This is a genomic window from Acinetobacter sp. GN11, from assembly GCF_054823985.1.
The window spans coordinates 1-1050 of sequence record NZ_JRVL01000321.1 but is presented as its reverse complement, the minus strand read 5'-3'; the positions used below and the strand labels follow the sequence as shown (position 1 = coordinate 1050).

General features: G+C 31.5%; 2 protein-coding genes. Both read left to right on the top strand.

What is annotated here, in order from left to right:
* Positions 1 to 82: 82 nt before the first annotated feature.
* Positions 83 to 421, top strand: a complete 339-nt coding sequence (locus NL42_RS18810; RefSeq protein WP_461313907.1) for a hypothetical protein — start codon at positions 83 to 85, stop codon at positions 419 to 421.
* Between the two features lie 319 nt (positions 422 to 740).
* A partial coding sequence (locus tag NL42_RS18805) for a hypothetical protein (protein WP_461313906.1) occupies positions 741 to 1050 on the top strand: 310 nt, incomplete at its 3' end.

The window sequence follows — 1050 nt, the reverse complement described above, 5'->3', positions numbered from 1 at the left end:
TAACCTACAGGAAGTCATATTCTGTACAGGTTTGGTTCAAGAAAGGCCAAATAAATATGGCTTTTCCTATTTGGGGTGAATAATGAAAGCAAAACAGGAAATATTCGATTTACTTAGTGTGCTTAAAGTGTTTGATGTCAACTATGTAAGCCATGAGGATTGTTTGAAACTGCATGGTTTGAATGTGAATCAGCCTGAAGATGTAGTTAAAGCTGTCAGAACTTTGCTTTTGCCTGAGTTTAATACATATTCTCAGGGCTCACGACAACGACTAATAGCTTTACTCAGTGCAACAATTTTGGATTCCAGTGAGGATTTTAGTATGCTTTTTGATCGAATTGAACTGGTATTTGATAATGAGATTATTGATAAGCGTGCTTTTATGTCTGCTTTGTTGGTTGGGATTGAATCAGCCTCTTAACCTGCCATTTGGAATATCATGTCTACCGAGGTAGTGGACTTGATCTCAAAAATATCAAAATATTGAGATTAATCGAGTGGTCGATGTAATTCTAAATTAAAGAAAGAAGTAAAATGACTTCTTTCTTTAATGATTCGTCATAATTAATGAAGTTCATTATCCTCATCAATAGTATCTAAGTAAGCGCCCAAAAATCCTGTTAAGATTGAAGTAATTTATGATAATAATCCAATTCGTCCAGAAGGTTTTGTAACTAAATTTCAGAAAGCAGATGGTAGGTGGATTAGAGTTTAATTTGAAAATAAAGCAGGGGGATAGAGTGAATTTTATTGAAAAATCTCAACTTATTAATGTGATAGTTCAAGAAGTAGTTGAGGCTATAATTCCTGTTAATTGGAAGTATATTTCTTTTTATACTGAAGGTTTAAGAGATAAAGAAATTGGTCTAAGAAAAAAAACAACTGTTGAATGTTGGATTGGAGAAAAACCAGTTTTATATACTAAGGATTATGCATTAAATACAAGTGGAGAGTTATTAATAGCAATTAATAAACTTTATTTGGAGTGTGAAAAAGATAATGATATTTGGACTGGATTTTTACTAAAAATAAATAATACAGGAAAATATT

What these genes read in the sequence shown, in the direction of transcription:
- NL42_RS18810 (WP_461313907.1), top strand. Translation starts at nt 83, where the DNA reads ATGAAAGCAAAACAGGAAATATTCGATTTACTTAGTGTGCTTAAAGTG.